This window comes from Sphaerisporangium sp. NPDC005289 (assembly GCF_040607455.1).
GTDB lineage: Bacteria > Actinomycetota > Actinomycetes > Streptosporangiales > Streptosporangiaceae > Sphaerisporangium > Sphaerisporangium rhizosphaerae.
Genome location: NZ_JBEXGS010000007.1, coordinates 242,631 through 258,124, shown reverse-complemented (window position 1 = coordinate 258,124; position 15,494 = coordinate 242,631). Strand labels below are relative to the sequence as shown.

The following is a 15,494-nucleotide window of genomic DNA, read 5'->3' as shown; positions in this document are numbered from 1 at the left end:
GGCTACTTCTTCTTGATCATCCCGAGTTGCATCCACACTCCCGCGGGCAGGCGCAGCGCCTCGCTCCCGGCCGGCGGCCAGCCGGTGTAGCGGTCGGTGTTGATGAACTGGGTGTTGACGTAGTCGTAGATCTGGATCACCGGCAGCTGCTGGTTGGTCAGCGTGGCCAGCGTGGCGACGATGCGCTTCTGTTCGTCCGGGGCGGCCAAATTGAGCCGGTTGGTGAGCTCGCCGGGGTTCACCCCGCCGATCGTCTCGGGGCCCCCCATCCAGTTTCCGTCCTTGCCCGGCGGAGAGTGCGTCAGCCGCCCGGCGAGCAGCGACCAGCCGTTGGCCGAGCCGTACAGGCGCTGGTAGATGTTGTACGGCGAGGGCCCGAGCGCCATCAGCCAGAAGCCGATGTCGAACTTGCCCGAGGCCAGCTCGTCGAGGTAGAGGATGTAGTCCGCCGAAGTGGTGACGCTCGCCTCGATGCCGTGGTCGTTGAGCTGACTGGTGATCGACTTCGCCGCGGCGACCCAGTCGGAGAACGACGCGGGCACGTGAACCTCCACCTTCCACGGGCTGCCGTCCGGCATCGCCCACACGCCGCCCTTCTTGACCATGCCGGCGGCCTTGAGCTCGGCGTCCGCCTTGGCCGGGTCAACCTTGTAGGGGTCCAGCGCGGCGAGCCGGTCGCCGAGCCACGCCTTGGCCGAGTCGCCGTGGATGCCGGTGGTGGTGAGCGACGGCGTCCCCGCCTCCGGTGAGGCGATCTTGGTGACCTGGGCGCGGTCGACGAGGTAGGCGAGCGCGCGGCGCACGTGCACGTTGTCGTAGGGCTTGCGCGCCTGGTTGAACGCCATCGACGCCGCCACCGGAGAGTAACCCTTGCGGATCGCATTGCCCGGGGTCTGCTTGATCTTGCGCATGACCGCGGCGGGCACGGCGGTGAACGGCGCGCTGTCCAGCGTGCCGGTGACCAGGTAGTTCCAGATCTGCTCGTTGCCGGTGTAGTTGAGCACCTTGACCTTGTCGGGCGCGATGCGGGCCGCGTCGTAGAAGTACGGGTTCTTCTTCAGCAGCGCCGCGCCGGGGTTGACCCTTTCCAGGACGAACGGCCCGGCGGAGACGTCCTCGGGCGGGGCGAAGGTGATGACTTTCTGCGACAGCCCGGTGATCGCGGCCTTGGCCTTGTCGGCGGCCGGGCCGGTACCCCTGGCGGCCTGGAGGGTCGTCCAGAAGTCGGCGGGGAGCAGCTTGCCGTAGACGTGCGCGGGGACGACCACCGTGGAAAGGACGTTGCGCAGGAACACGTTGCTGCGGTTGGCCCCCTGGGTGACCTTGACGGTCTTGGCGTCGACGATCGTGATGTCGGCCGCCGCGCCCGCCGCGCCGGCGTTGACGGTGTAGGCGCTGCCGCCCTGGGTGTAGGCCAGGCCGATCGAGGTGCGGATGTCCTCGCTGGTGACGGGCTTACCGTCCGACCAGCGGGCCTGCGGCTGCAGGTGAACCACGACCTCGCCCTGGTCGGGCGTGGCGGTCCAGCTGCGGGCGATGCCCGGATAGAACTGGTTGGGATCGGTCAGGCTGTTCTTCGGCCAGGCCAGCGACATGGCGTCGTACCCGACGAACGTGCTTCCCTGCGGGTTGAAGGGATTGATCGGCGCGGTGGCGTCGATCTGCTTGGCACCGTCGATCGTGGTGTAGACACCGCCCGCCCCGGCCGTGCCGGCCGTCTCCGTAGTGCCGCAGGCGGTGACGGCGGCGAGGGCCGCGACGGCGGCGATCGCTGCGAGTCGCTTCATGTAGTGGTCTCCAGGGGCCCGATTGCCAGGACCATACGGGCTCGAGGGCAGGGTGGTCGATTTTTTTCCTCCATGCAGGTTAGCATGAAGTTTCTTTTTAACCCCCCTTCTACCTGCGGATACTTCCGCAGGGGCACCCCATGACATGCGAGAGGGCCCCGGCGTCACGCCGGGGCCCTCCCTACGTCCCTGTGTCCCTCTGTACGTCCCCTGTGACACTCTCTACGTCGCCGCGCGCTCCATGGCGTCCCTGTGCCTGTGCCGCTTCCCGCCGGGGTCGCTTCCTGCCGGGGTCGCTTCCTGCCGGGGTCAGCGCACGCGGCCCACGCCGCCGACCGCCCCTGCCTCCCCCGGAAGCGCGAGCACCGGCTCCTGCTCCGGCCGCCACTCGCGCAGCGGCACCACTCCGGGCTCGGCCAGCTCCAGGCCGTCGAAGAAGGCCCGCACCTGCTCGGGCGACCTGGAGGTGACGCCGGGCGCGGCGGTGCGGCTGAACACCCGCTGCCCCTCGCGGGCCTTGTCCTCGTCGACCTCGCCCACCGAACCGTGCGAGATGACCAGATGACCGCCCGGCACGAGCGCCGACCGCAGCACCGTGACGATCTTCATGGCCTCGTCGTCGTCCGGGATGAAGTGCAGGACGCCGAGCATCAGGATCGCCACCGGCCGGGAGAAGTCGAGATGCTCGACGATCTCCAGGCGGTCGAGGAGCGCCTTGGTGTCGCGCATGTCGGCGCCGACGGCGATCACGCGGTCGTTCTCGGCGAGCAGCGCCCGGGCGTGGGCCATCACGATGGGGTCGTTGTCGACGTACACCACCCGCGACTCGGGCGCGAGCTCCTGCGCGACCTGGTGCACGTTGCGCTGCGTCGGCAGGCCCGCGCCGATGTCGAGGAACTGGCGCACACCCTGGCGGGTGAGATGCGTCACCGTGCGGACCAGGAACTCGCGGTTCTCCCTGGCGACGTCGCGCACGTTGGGCAGAAGCTCGATGATCTTCTCGGCGGCCGCGCGGTCGGAGGCGAAGTTGTCCTTGCCGCCCAGGTAGTAGTCGTAGATCCGCGCGACGCTGGGGATCGACGGATCGACCCCCGTTGGCGCCTTGATATCGCTCACACCGCTCCTTGCCGCTCACTCGTCCTGCTCAGGATGGTAGGCGATCTCGGGCCCGCCGTCCCCAGGCGGAACGGCGGCCGCCGACGACCAGGACAGGCGCCCCTCAGCGATCAGGACACCGACCGGCGGTGACGAGGTCAGACGCCCGGGACGCCGACTGCCGGCGACCAGGACGGGCGAGCGGGACGCCGACCGGTGGCCACCGGGGGTGACAAGGTCAGGCGACCGGGACGCCGACTGCCGGCGACCAGGACGGGCAACCGGGACGCCGATCGGCGGCGACCGGTGGTGACGAGGTCAAGCGGCCGGACGCCGATCGTGGCGGCGGGGGCGGGGCGGGTGCGCCGGCGGTCAGCCTCCCAGCAGCTTGCGGACGCGGTCGACCCCCACGGCGAGCAGCAGCGTGGGCAGGCGCGGGCCGGTGTCCCGGCCGACCAGCAGGGTGTAGAGCAGGGCGAAGAACTCGCGCTGGGCGACCTTCAGCTCGGGGGTCGGCTTGGCGTCCGGCGCCAGCCCTGCCTGAACCTTCGGCACGCCGTACACCAGCGTGGTGAGCCCGTCGAGCGACCACTGCTCGGAAAGGCCGTCGAGCATCAGCCGCAGCGACTCGCGGTCGCGCTCGCTCAGCGAGGCCAGCAGTGCGGTGTCCGGCTCGTCGCGGACGCGGGTGCGCTGCTCGGCCGGGACCTGCGTGGTGACCCACCGCGCCGCGCGGTCGAGCCGCGGCCGGGCCTCCTCCAGCGAGGTGATCGGGTGGCCGGGGTCGAGATCGCGCAGGATGCGCAGCGTCTGCTCGTCGTGCCCGGTGGTGATGTCGACGATCGAGGCCAGCGTGCGGTAGGGCAGCGGGCGCGGGGTCTCGGGCAGCGCGCCGGAGGCGGTGCCGACCGCCCGGGTGTAGGCGGCGACGTCGGCGGGCAGCGCCGTGCCGTCGTCGATCTTGCGCTCGAGGGCGTCCCACTCGTCGTAGAGCCGCTGGATCTCCTGGTCGAAGGCGACCTTGAACGACTGGTTCGGCTTGCGCCGCGCGTACAGCCAGCGCAGCAGCGGCGCCTCCATGATCTCCAGGGCGTCCGACGGGGTGGGCACGGCGCCCTTGGAGCTGCTCATCTTGGCCATGCCGCTGATGCCGACGAAGGCGTACATCGGCCCGATCGGGCGCTCGGCGCCGAAGACCTCCTTGACGATGGGGGCGCCCACCGTCCAGGACGAGCCGGGCGACTGGTGGTCGACGCCCGACGGCTCGAAGATCACCCCTTCGAAGGCCCAGCGCATCGGCCAGTCGACCTTCCAGACCAGCTTGCCCTGGTTGTGCTCCGACAGCAGCACCGTCTCGGTGTGGCCGCACGCGCAGGTGTAGGTCAGCTCGGTGGTGGCGTCGTCGTAGGCGGTGACCGTGGTGGTGTCGCGTTCGCAGACCGAGCAGTAGGGCTTGTAGGGGAAGTAGCCGCCCGCGGCCGAGCCGTCGTCCTCGGAGGCGGCGCCCGAGCCCTCGGCCGCGGCCTCCGCCGCCGCGGCGTCGGCCTCGTCCAGGGAGCCCTGCTGCTTGAGGGCCTTGGCGGTCTTGCCCTTGGTGCGGTGGCGGTCGAGGATCGCGTCGATGCGGGCGCGCTCGCGCATCGCCAGCAGGATCTGCTCGCGGTAGACGCCCGAGGTGTACTGCGCGGTCTGGCTGATGCCGCGGTACTCCACGCCGAGCTCGGCCAGCGCGGCGATCATCTGCGCCTTGAAGTGCTCGGCCCAGTTGGGGTGCTCGCTGCCGGGCGGCGCGGGCACCGAGGTCAGCGGCTTGCCGATGTGCTCCGACCAGGAGGAGTCGATGCCCGCGGGCACCTTGCGGAAGCGGTCGTAGTCGTCCCAGGAGATGATGTGGACGGCCTCGTGGCCGCGCCGGCGAATCTCGTCGGCGACCAGGTGGGGCGTCATGACCTCGCGCAGGTTGCCCAGGTGGATGGGGCCCGAAGGGCTGAGGCCCGACGCGCAGACGATCGCTTTGCCGGGCGCGCGACGCTCAGCCTCGGCGATGACCTCGTCCGCGAACCGTGAGACCCAGTCGGCCTCAGCGCTCATAGCCACGATCGGTACTTCCTTCCGTGAAAGCCTGACGCCTCCATTGTCCCGGACGCACGCGGCACCCCGTGCCAGTCACTCCGGGTCTGTGGAAAACCCGGTCCCAGTCCGTCCAAGTCTGTGGAGAACCCCGATTCTGTCGGTGCCCGCTGGCAAGATCATGTTCCTGGAACGGCACTGGAGAGGACCCCCCGATGAGCGGTGCGACGGCGGCCGACTATGCCTGGTTCGACGAGGAGTACGAGGGGTGGCCCTTCTGCCTGACCCTGGTGAAGGACGTCGACCCCGAGGAGGCGTTACGCCGCATCGGCGTCACCCCTCTCCCTGGGATGGATCTCGAAGAGATGTCCGACTTCCCGATCGCCGCCTGCCCCGCCATCGGCGGCACCGCCCTGCTGGAGTACAACGGCTTCGCCGGAACGCTGGCCGAGGTGGTCCGCCGCCTCTCCCCCGGCACGGTCATGGCCGCGGTGTTCCTCAACGTCAACGCCGACCAGCAGTTCGTCTTCGCCGCCGACGGCCGTCTGGTCACCGGCTTCGAGCCCGACGGCTCCGACGAGCGCTGGGGCGACGACCCCGACCGCCTGCTCCCCCAGATGCTCGACCTGGGCATGCCCACCAAGGATGAGGAGGCCGACGCCGCGCTCGACGATGACGACTACGACCCCATCCTCACCGTGATGGCCCTGGCCGAACGCGCCACCGGGGTGCGGGTCACCCGCGAGCACCTGCGCCACCCCGCGTTCGCCGGCTCGGCCGCGCACCTCTACTGAGCCCGCCCGAACCTCGGCCGCCCCTACCGAGCCCTGCCGTACGGCAGGCCGACCGGGTCGGCGCGGTCCAGGACGTAGAGGCCGGACTGCCTGCCGTAGAAAACCGCCCATACTGAGCCATACCGTATGGAGCCCATCCGTACAGCCTGCCGTACGGAACCGCCCGTATTGGGCCCTGCCGTACTGAGCCCCCCGCCTATGGCGTGTCCGCGATCTGGACCAGGGCGATGTCTGCGAACGCGGCCTCCAGGCACGCGCCGAGCGGATGGCCGGACACCGCGAGCAGATCGGTGACCAGCAGCGTGGCGTGCCGCGCGACGACCTCCCCGTCCAGCGGGAACGCCTCCGCCTGCGGCTGGTGGACGCCCAGGGCGCCGGCCACCAGCATCACCAGGACATCGGCGTCCACGGCGGGGAACCACCCCGCCGCCTCCCGCGCGCAGCGCCCGACCAGCGCCCGCACGTCGTCGGCGGTGAGCCCGCCCGGGTGCAGGTCTTCCAGCAGCGTCCGCGTCACGGTGCCGAGCACCAGGGCGACGTGCTCGGAGTCCAGCGCGGCCTGCGCCGCGGCGGCGCGCTCGAAGGCCGGCAGGTCGCGGGCGCGGGCGGCCTCCACCGCCCCCTCGGCCGCCTCGGCGACGGCACGCGCGGGCTTGGGCAGGTGACGCCAGGACACGCTCGTCGGCTCCTTCGTCGGGGCCCGGCGTCCGGCCACGGCCCCCTGTGTCGGGGCCTGCCGGCCGCACGGGCGGGCAATCAGCGGGCCAGGCAATTATGCGCGCCCAACGCGGGCGCCGCATGAGGCGGGCGGCGGACGCGAGTGGCGCACCAGCCGTGCACCGCATGGGCGGGCGGCGGACGCGGGTGGCGCATGAGGCGGGCGGCGGGCGTGCCGGTTGCTAGTCTTCGTGGTGACGGGAAGGCGGCCGTGCGCGGGGGACGCCGAGACGGGGAGGGTCCAGCATGACGTCGCGATCGGCCGAGCCGTCCTCGCATCTCGACCGGCCCCCGTCCCGGGGCACGCGCGTCCGGGGCACCCGGCAGGCCGAGGCGCTGATGGCCGTGCTCGGCACGCTGTCGGGGTTCCACAGCGCCCAGGAGATCCACGCCGAGCTGCGCCGCCGCGGAGAACGCGTCGGCCTGACCACGGTCTACCGCCACCTGCAGGTGCTCAGCCAGGACGAGGCGGTCGACGCCATCCGCGACGAGAGCGGCGAGACGCTGTACCGCCGCTGCGCCACCGGCGGGCACCACCACCACGTCACCTGCCGTGCGTGCGGGCGCAGCGTCGAGGTGGAGGGCAGGGACGTCGAGCGGTGGGCCGAGCGCGTCGCGGCCGAGGCCGGGTTCGTCGACGTCGACCACACCGTCGAGATCTTCGGCGTGTGCCCGCCCTGCGCCTCCGCGAACAGCTGACGGCCTACAGGACGACCCGCACCCGGTAGCGGTCCAGCCAGGCGTTGAACTGGAGCAGGCCCTCCAGCGCGGCGCGCACGTCGTGGCGGCTGACCGTCTCCTGCGGCTGGTCGATCATCTCCCGCACCTTGGGGACGTCGATCATGGACGCGGCCGGGAACTCGGCGCTGTCGAGCAGCCGGGCGGTCTCGTCCCTGAGCGCCTTCTCGTAGGCGGGGTCCTGCGTGGAGGGGTAGGGGCTCTTCCTGCGGGCCAGCACCGACTCGGGGAGCACGTCGGCGGCGGCGGCGCGCAGCAGGCTCTTCTCCCGCCCGTCGAAGGTCTTCATCGACCAGGGCGCGTTGAACACGTACTCCACCAGCCGGTGGTCGCAGAACGGCACCCGCACCTCCAGTCCCACGGCCATGCTCATGCGGTCCTTGCGGTCGAGGAGCATCTGCACGAACCGGGTGAGGTGCAGATAGCTCACCTCGCGCATGCGGGCCTCCATGCCGGTCTCGCCCGGCAGGCGCGGCACCTCGTCCAGGGCCTGCCGGTAGCGCTCGTCGCGGTACCCGGGGACGTCCAGCAGGCGCAGCAGGTCGGGGGCCAGCACCTGGTCCAGGGCGACCAGGCGGGTGCCGGAGGCCAGCCAGGGGAAGGTGCCGGCGTTGACGGCGGCGGGGTCGTGGAACCACCGGTACCCGCCGAAGACCTCGTCGGCCGACTCCCCCGACAGCGCGACCGTCGAGTGTGCCCGCACGGCCCGGAACAGCAGGTACAGCGAGGTGTCCATGTCGCCGATCCCGGTCGGCAGGTCGCGCGCCCGCAGCACCGCGGCGCGGACCGCGGGGTCCATCAGGTCGGCCGAGTCCAGCACGATGTCGTTGTGCTCGACGCCCAGGTGCTCCAGGTGCCGGACGAGATCACGGACGAAGGGGGCGTCGGGGGTGTCGCGCATCGCGTCGGGACTGAAGTGCTCGGTGTAGCCGGTGAAGTCCACGGCGAACGACCGCAGCTTGCCCTCACCGTGCCGTCGCAGGGCCTCCCCGGCCAGGGCGGTGACCGCGCTGGAGTCCAGGCCGCCGGACAGCAGGGTGCACAGCGGCACGTCCGAGATCAGCTGGCGCTGGATGATGTCGTCCAGCAGGTCGCGGACGGTGCGGATGGTGGTGGGCAGGTCGTCGGGGTGCTCGTGGGACTCGAGCTGCCAGTACCGGCGCTTGGTGATCCCCTCCCTGCCGACCCTGACGATGCCGCCGGGGCGCACCTCGTGCATGCCCCGGAAGATGCCGCACTCGGGGGTCTTGACGAACACCAGCAGCTCACGAAGGCCGTCGGCGTCCACCGCGCGGTCCGACAGCACGGGGTTGGCGAGGATCGCCTTGGGTTCGGAGCCGAACAGCACGCCCGTCGGCGTCGGGTAGTAGTAGAGCGGCTTGATGCCGAGGCGGTCGCGCACGAGGACGAGCTCTTCGCGGCGGGCGTCCCAGATGCCGAAGGCGTACATGCCGTTCAGGCGTTCGGCGAGGTCCTCGCCCCATTCGAGGTAGGCGCGCAGCACCACCTCGGTGTCGCTGCGCGTGCGGAACCGGTGGCCCCGGGCGGCGAGCTCGGCGCGCAGCTCCTGGAAGTTGTAGACCTCCCCGCTGTAGGTGAGCGCGGCGAGCACCTCGCCGTCCTCGTCCGCGACCATGGGCTGGCGGCCTCCCGCGAGGTCGATGATCGCCAGCCGCCGGTGCCCCAGGGCCCCGTGCTCGGAGATCCACATCCCTTCGTCGTCGGGCCCGCGGCAGGCCATCGTCTCGGTCATGTCACTGAGCGTGTCGCGTGACTCCCGAAGGTCACCCTCGAAGTCCACCCATCCGCAGATTCCACACATCTCGACGCCCCCACGTCTCACCGGAAGCAGAATCGGGTAACACCGCCCGCCTGCCCCCAGCAGAGAACGGCATTTCTCCCAGGTCAACGGCCGCTGGCCGGCACATATGCCCTCGTAAGGTGGGTGTGCCCCGCCCCCCTACCGCTGACGCGCTCCGTGGCGCGCGGACACGCTCCTCCGACGCACACCCCATGGCGTCCGCGGCCACAGGAGCGATGTCGCCTCTCGTGCGATCCCGCCGACCCGATGGCCGATGATCAGGCGCCGAGGGCGGCGATGATCGCCGGGTGGCGGGGGTCGTCCACGCGGACCACGACATCGGCGGTCTCGCGCGGCGCGACCTCCTCCTCGTACCGGGCGTAGGCGGGCAGGGTCCACCGCCACTCCTCGGCGGTGCGGCGGGCGAGCGCGCCGGGCGACAGCCACAGGTGCACGGTGAACTCGAACGGCAGCCAGCGGCCGAGCAGCAGGGCGCCGTCCATGAGCACCACCGCGCCCGGCGGCAGGGTCACGTACGGGGCGCGCGTGGCGCGGTCGGTGGCGGCGTCCCACAGGTTGGGCAACACCTTCCCCGGCCCGCCCGGGTCCAGGGGGGCGAGCACCTCGCGCGACAGCGCCCCGTAGTCCAGCCAGCCGTCGTAGAAGGCGTCGGGGTCGGTGCGGCCGTACTCGTAGCGGAGCGAGGCCGGGCGCAGGAAGCCGCCGGCCGGGACCCGCAGAACCTCGCGTCCGCGCAGGCGCAGCGGGCCGGCCAGCGCGTCGGCCAGCTCACCCGGCCGCGCCGCCGGGGCGCCGTCCAGGGCCACGCGCACCCAGGAGGACCTGGGGGCGCCGGCGATGCGGTCGGCGAGCTCCTCCACCAGAGCCGAGGGTGAGATGGGGCGTACGTCCATCCCCTCATCCTCGCCGACGCCGGGCCGCGACCTGACCCCGCGACGGCCGGGCCGGTCCGCGGACGGCGCGCGGAAGTAGGCGAAAGTTTCATCGTGTTTCATCGGGCCGCCCGCCGCCCGCCCACGCGGTCATGGCCGCCACCTGCGACAGGACAGGTGATCATCAGGTAGGGGTCCGGCCGATACTTTCGGGCGTTTCCCAGCTCGGCGCCCGCGACCTACAGTTCTTGACGCGTAAGCGCTTTCGCATGCTGGTCGGCAGTCGACGGCTGTTCGCCCCACGGCGACGACCGGTTACTTCACCAGGTCCTTGGTGACTCCTTGACGTGCATAGCGTCCGTGCCGTGCTCGAGCGTGCCGGACGCGCTGCCGCGATGGACGTCCCGGCTGCGCCGAGGACCTACGTCGTAACCCCTCGAAAGGTGTTTCATGAGAAAGCGACGTAAGATCTCGATCGCCGGCGCCGCCGCCGCGATCGCGACCCTCATGTTGGTCGCGTTGCTGCCCGGGTCGGCATCGGCCCACGGCGCGATGATGATCCCCGGCAGCCGAACCTACCTCTGCTGGAAGGACAGCGTCGGCACCACCGGCGCCGTCACCCCGCACAACCCCGCCTGCGCCGCCGCGATCGCCCAGAGCGGCACCAACTCGATCTACAACTGGTTCGCCGTGCTGCGCTCGGACGGCGGCGGCCGCACCTCCGGCTTCATCCCGGACGGCAAGCTGTGCAGCGGCGGCGCCGTCGTGTACAACTTCAGCGGCTTCGACCTGGCCCGCAACGACTGGCCGGTGACCCACCTGACCTCCGGGGCGAACATCCAGTTCCGGTACAACAAGTGGGCCGCGCACCCCGGGTCGTTCCGCACCTACATCACCAAGGACAGCTGGAGCCCCACCCGCGCGCTCGCCTGGAGCGACCTGGAGAGCACCCCGTTCTACACCGCCCAGGACCCGCCGAGCGTCGGCAGCCCGGGTAACGCCGACTCCTACTACTACTGGAATGCGACGCTCCCGTCCGGCAAGAGCGGCCGGCACATCATCTACTCGGTGTGGCAGCGGTCCGACAGCCAGGAGACCTTCTACAACTGCTCCGACGTCGTCTTCGACGGCGGCAACGGCCAGGTGACCGGCGTCGGCGAGGGTGGCGGCGGCGACCCGACCCCGACCCCGACCCCCACCCCGACCGGCAACCAGACGCCGACGCCGACCCCCACGCCGAAGCCCACCCCGACGCCGACGCCGACGCCGAGCAGCGGCCCCGGCGGCTGCGCCGCGAGCTTCCACACCACCAGCACCTGGAACGGCGGCTACCAGGCCGAGGTGACCGTGCGCAACTCCGGCTCCAGCGCGATCAACAGCTGGACGGTCAACTGGGCGCTGCAGAGCGGCACGACCATCAACAGCCTGTGGAGCGGCACCTACACCGTGAGCGGGTCGAACATCACGGTGAAGAACGCCAACTACAACGGCAGCCTCGGAGCCAACGCCTCCACGACCTTCGGATACGTGGCGCAAGGCTCGCCGGGCAGCCCGACGCTGACCTGCACCAGCACCTGACCGGACACCTCGGCGGCGATCGAGGGTAACGGCGACTGCCCTGGGCGGCGGCGCGCACCGGCCGGAAGGCCGGCGGCGCGGCGCCGCCCATTCGCCGTACAGGCTCCCCTGTCCGGGCGGCGAGGCGTACGCGGGTCACCGGGCGCCGGGCCGCCGCGGCGCCCGGGATGAACACCGGGTGAAGGGACGGAGGATCGGCTGCGCGCGCGGGCCCCGCTCGTGTTCGCTTCGACCATGAGCCCCACCCCGGACCGCGTCCGCACCTGGCCGCAGGCGGACGTCGTCGGAGCCGCCGTCGGCACCCCCGTGACCGTCTACCGCACGGTCGAGCTGGACGCGCGGGGAGAGCTGGCGCACGAGGGCAACCGCGTGCCGGACATCGCCGCGCTCGACGCGCGCCGGCTGGTGGTGGGCTGGCGTGCCGGGGCGCGCGACGACCGCGACCCCGCGCCGACCGACCAGGGGTCGATCATGTGCGCCACCTCCGCCGACGCAGGAGCCACCTGGACGACCCGCACGCTGGCCGCGGCGACCGCGACGCACCGCTACCACTACGTGATCTTCCTGAACGACGGCGGCACGCTGTACGCCTTCCTCGGCCGGATCACCGTCTCCGCCGACCGCGACGGCGCGGGCGAGGTGGACGGCTTCCCGGTGGCGATGGTGGCCAGGCGCAGCACCGACGCCGGGCGCACCTGGACCGACTTTCCGGTCACCGTGAACGTCCCGGCCAACAGCAGGGGCGTGGTCGTCGCGGGCAAGCCGCTGAAGCACGAAGGGGTCTGGCTGCTCCCCTACTGGCAGGCCTCCGGCGGCACCACCAAGGCGGGGGTGCTCCGCTCGTCCGACCTGTCCACCTGGACGCCCGGAGCCCTGGCCGCCAACCCGTCCGGCGTGTCGATCGAGGAACCGCAGCTCGCCGTCTCGCAGGCCGACCCCGGCACGCTGGTGCTGGTGGCCCGCACCCTCGACCTCACCGGGGGCGCCTCCGCCGCCGCCCGCGACGCCTACTACCGCACCCACGCCGCCCACGCCGCGACGGCGGCCAGCACCGACGGCGGCCTGACCTGGTCGGCCATGCGACTGGACCCGGCGCTGCCGAACTACTACGTCAAGGGCCTGTTCGCCAAGGACTCCGGCGGGCGGTATCTGACGATCTACAACACCCTCGCCGGGCCGTTCACCGGCTCGGGCGCGAGCAAGCCCGACCAGTACCGCGAGGTCCTGTGCTACAAGGTCAAGCGGCCGGGCGCGCCGTGGGGCCCGGGCCGGCTGTTCGCCGACGGCGCGCGGCTGACCGAGGGCGCGGCCCGCGGCTGGGACGTGTACGCGAGCGCCGACGAGTACGCGCCCGGCCGGTTCTTCGTGGTCTGGGAGCACAACCAGATCGCCATCAAGGTCGCCGAACTGGACCTCTCCCGGTCGTTCACCGGGGTCGGCGGCGGGTGGGGCGATCTGTCGGCGTGGACGGTGACGGCCGGCGACGGCACGGTGGAGGTCGACGCCTCGGGCCGGCTGCGCCTCACCGACGCCACCCCGGGGAGCCCGCCCGGCTTCTCCGGGGTCACCCAGCGCAACGGCCCGTCCGGCGGGTTCGTCGTCACCCTCGGGGCCAGGGTGGCCGCCCACTCCCGGCTGGATCCGGGCACCGGGGCGGGCGCCGGCCTGGCGCTGAAGGTCGCCACCGGCACCATGCGGCTCATGCTGGCGCTCCAGCCGGACGGCGTGTACTCCTTCGTCCAGGGCAGGGGCGGGTGGACCCGGGTGCACCCCGCGCCCGGCGACACGGCGACCGCCCATGTGTGGCGGGTGGCCGTCGGCACGCACGGCGCCGCGACGCTCATGCTCGACGGCGCCGAGACCGGGGCCTCGTGGGTCGTCGCCGCCTCCGGCGAGGCGCCGCAGGTGGCGCTGTGGTGTTCGGGAACGGTCGCCGCCCCCGCCGAGGCCGTGGTGGACCTGCTGGAGGTGGTCGACGACGTCGCCGGCAGCACCTGGGACGCCTTCGGCGACTGGACGCTCGACGGGGCGGGCGGCACTGCCCTGCTGTCCGGAGGGGCCCTGCTGCTCCGCAGCGCCTCCCGCCGGGCCTCCAGCGCCTCGCTCGGCCTGGACGTCACCCGCGGCTGCGACTTCACCCTGGAGTTCCGCGGGCGGGTGGAGGACGACAGCGCCCTGAACCCGGCCACCGGCGACGGCGTCAGCCTGGGCGCCAAGGTGGCCAACGGGCAGCGCCGGCTGATGCTGGCCGTCCAGAAGAGCGGGGTGTGGACGATGCGCAAGGGGTCGGCGGTGTGGGAGAAGGTCTACTCCTCGGCCACTGCGGCGGCCCTCTCCACGTGGCGGGTGACGGTGGACAGCGCGGGGGTGGCGCGGCTGTGGCGCGACGGCGCCGACACCGGGGCGACCTGGGTCGTGCAGGACAGCCGGGATAGCCCGCAGGTGGCGCACTGGGTGACCGGCACGGCGGGCGGCAACGCCGCGGCGGCCCGCGTCGAGTGGACCCGCGTCACCGCCACTCCTCCCGCCTGAGCGCGCGCCTCGGCCGCGCCGTACGGGGAACACCGCTCCGGCCTGAGCGTCCCGGCCGCGCCGTCCGGGGGAAGACCCCTCCGGCCTGAGCGTCCCAGCCACGCCGTTCGGGAAACATCGCGGTCAGCGACCGGCGGTCCCGGCGGTGGCCGGGACGCGGGTGCTCTTCGCGGTGCGCCGCAGACGCAGGGCGGAGATGAGGAAGAAGACGCCGCCGACGGTCGCGTACCCGGCGAGGTTGGTCAGCGATGCGGCCGGCGTGCCGGCCTGGAGGACGAACGCCGTCCCGGCGACCGCGGAGAGCCCCCCACTGAAGATCATCGCCCATTGGCCGCCGAGCCGGCGGCGGCTGACGGCCACGATGAGCTGCACGATTCCGGCGGTGATCGCCCAGGCGCCCCAGACGCGCAGCGCCGCGGGCACGCCCGAGGCGGCCGTGGCGGCCAGGCCGACGGCGGCGAGCAGGCTGAGGGCCAGGTTGACGTACAGGGCCGCGGCGGGGCGCGCGGTCCGCGAGGAGCGCAGGTCGACGACGGCCGCGGCGACGTCGAACAGCGGGTAGATCACGAGCAGTGCCACGCGCACCGGGCCGGGGGTGCCCCCGGCCAGGAACAGCAGGACCGCCCAGATGACGGCGAACGCGAAGCGCACCAGGTACAGGTTCCGCAACGCCACGGCGGTGCGACCGGCGTTCAGATCAGCGACGGTGGTCATTGTCTGCCTCTTCTCGGCGGGGATGTAGGTAGAATGACTAGTAACTCTACCGAGGCTGACAGTAGCCCCGCGAGGAAGTCGGGCGCAAGGGGTGAACAGGAGGGACGCGTATGATCTCGAGCATGAGCAGCCCCATGCGTGAGCGCGTCCTTGAGGCGGCGACCGAGCTGTTCTACGCGCAGGGGCTGCGTGCGGTGAGCGTCGACAAGGTCATCGACCTCGCCGGCACGACGAAGGTGACGTTCTACCGCCACTTCAAGAGCAAGGACGACCTCGTCCTCGCCTACCTCGAACGCCGCGCCGCGCTCGAGCGGGACGGCATCGGCGCGGCGATCAAGCAGGGCGACGGCGATGTCGACGCCACCCTGCGGGTGATCTCCGAGGCGGTCGGGGTCATCGCCTGCGCACCCGGCTTCCGCGGCTGCCCCTTCATCAACGCCGCGGCCGAGTACCCCGACCCCGGCAGCCGGGTCCGCAAGGCCGTCGAGGCGCATCGCCAGTGGAACAAGACGACCTTCGAGCAGCTCATCGCCCCGCTCGGCATCAGCAATTCCGGCGAGGTCGCCGACGACCTGATGCTGATCCGCGACGGCGCCATGGTCGCCGGATACCTCGACCGGCCGGCGACCGTCGCCGCCTCGTTCCTGCGCGGCAGCCGGGCCGTCATCGGCGCCGGCCACCTGACCCCGAGATGAGGCCGCCGCCTTCGACCGTGCCGGTGGCTTGACGAAGCCGCCGCGCCCCGGCGACCGTCCGGTCGCCGGGGCGCGGCGTG

Annotated in this window: 12 protein-coding genes; 5 read left to right on the top strand and 7 right to left on the bottom strand. The window is 72.1% G+C overall.

Translation table 11 applies throughout. The features are described from left to right. Nucleotides 1-2: 2 nt before the first annotated feature. The 3 genes from ABZT47_RS15200 to lysS all read right to left on the bottom strand — a co-directional run bounded on the left by ABZT47_RS15200 (nt 3) and on the right by lysS (nt 4,973). Complete coding sequence (locus ABZT47_RS15200; RefSeq protein WP_354841202.1) at nt 3-1,787, bottom strand: ABC transporter substrate-binding protein; 1,785 nt, start codon at nt 1,785-1,787, stop codon at nt 3-5. A gap of 309 nt (nt 1,788-2,096) precedes the next feature. Continuing rightward, nucleotides 2,097-2,903 carry an SAM-dependent methyltransferase gene (locus ABZT47_RS15195; RefSeq protein WP_354841199.1) on the bottom strand — a complete coding sequence of 269 codons (807 nt, stop codon included), beginning with the start codon at nt 2,901-2,903 and terminating at the stop codon, nt 2,097-2,099. A gap of 351 nt (nt 2,904-3,254) precedes the next feature. Beyond that, entirely contained in the window at nt 3,255-4,973 is a 1,719-nt protein-coding gene (lysS, locus tag ABZT47_RS15190) for a lysine--tRNA ligase (protein WP_354841493.1), read from the bottom strand. 194 nt (nt 4,974-5,167) lie between these two features. Between lysS and ABZT47_RS15185 the strand changes: the two genes are divergently transcribed. Continuing rightward, nucleotides 5,168-5,746, top strand: a complete 579-nt coding sequence (locus ABZT47_RS15185) for a DUF6461 domain-containing protein (RefSeq protein ID WP_354841196.1) — start codon at nt 5,168-5,170, stop codon at nt 5,744-5,746. 196 nt (nt 5,747-5,942) lie between these two features. On the opposite strand, the gene ABZT47_RS15180 is transcribed toward ABZT47_RS15185, so the two are convergent. Further along, nucleotides 5,943-6,422 carry a hypothetical protein gene (locus ABZT47_RS15180; RefSeq protein ID WP_354841193.1) on the bottom strand — a complete coding sequence of 160 codons (480 nt, stop codon included), beginning with the start codon at nt 6,420-6,422 and terminating at the stop codon, nt 5,943-5,945. A 287-nt stretch (nt 6,423-6,709) separates the two neighbouring features. Here ABZT47_RS15180 and ABZT47_RS15175 point away from each other — a divergent pair, with 287 nt between their 5' ends. Then, nucleotides 6,710-7,162, top strand: a complete 453-nt coding sequence (locus tag ABZT47_RS15175) for a Fur family transcriptional regulator (RefSeq protein ID WP_354841190.1) — start codon at nt 6,710-6,712, stop codon at nt 7,160-7,162. A 4-nt stretch (nt 7,163-7,166) separates the two neighbouring features. On the opposite strand, the gene asnB is transcribed toward ABZT47_RS15175, so the two are convergent. Continuing rightward, on the bottom strand, nt 7,167-9,023 hold the full coding sequence (gene asnB, locus ABZT47_RS15170) for an asparagine synthase (glutamine-hydrolyzing) (RefSeq protein WP_354841490.1): 1,857 nt from the start codon (nt 9,021-9,023) through the stop codon (nt 7,167-7,169). A 257-nt stretch (nt 9,024-9,280) separates the two neighbouring features. Beyond that, nucleotides 9,281-9,916, bottom strand: a complete 636-nt coding sequence (locus ABZT47_RS15165) for a uridine kinase (protein ID WP_354841187.1) — start codon at nt 9,914-9,916, stop codon at nt 9,281-9,283. A gap of 429 nt (nt 9,917-10,345) precedes the next feature. On the opposite strand from ABZT47_RS15165, the gene ABZT47_RS15160 reads away from it, so the two are divergent. Together ABZT47_RS15160 and ABZT47_RS15155 are read left to right on the top strand one after the other, a co-directional pair. Beyond that, nucleotides 10,346-11,473, top strand: a complete 1,128-nt coding sequence (locus ABZT47_RS15160) for a lytic polysaccharide monooxygenase (RefSeq protein WP_354841184.1) — start codon at nt 10,346-10,348, stop codon at nt 11,471-11,473. Between the two features lie 234 nt (nt 11,474-11,707). Further along, on the top strand, nt 11,708-14,005 hold the full coding sequence (locus ABZT47_RS15155) for a sialidase family protein (protein ID WP_354841181.1): 2,298 nt from the start codon (nt 11,708-11,710) through the stop codon (nt 14,003-14,005). Between the two features lie 123 nt (nt 14,006-14,128). Here ABZT47_RS15155 and ABZT47_RS15150 read toward each other — a convergent pair whose 3' ends face one another. Continuing rightward, entirely contained in the window at nt 14,129-14,719 is a 591-nt protein-coding gene (locus ABZT47_RS15150; RefSeq protein ID WP_354841179.1) for a hypothetical protein, read from the bottom strand. A gap of 122 nt (nt 14,720-14,841) precedes the next feature. On the opposite strand from ABZT47_RS15150, the gene ABZT47_RS15145 reads away from it, so the two are divergent. Further along, on the top strand, nt 14,842-15,414 hold the full coding sequence (locus ABZT47_RS15145) for a TetR/AcrR family transcriptional regulator (protein WP_354841176.1): 573 nt from the start codon (nt 14,842-14,844) through the stop codon (nt 15,412-15,414). Nucleotides 15,415-15,494: the final 80 nt, after the last annotated feature.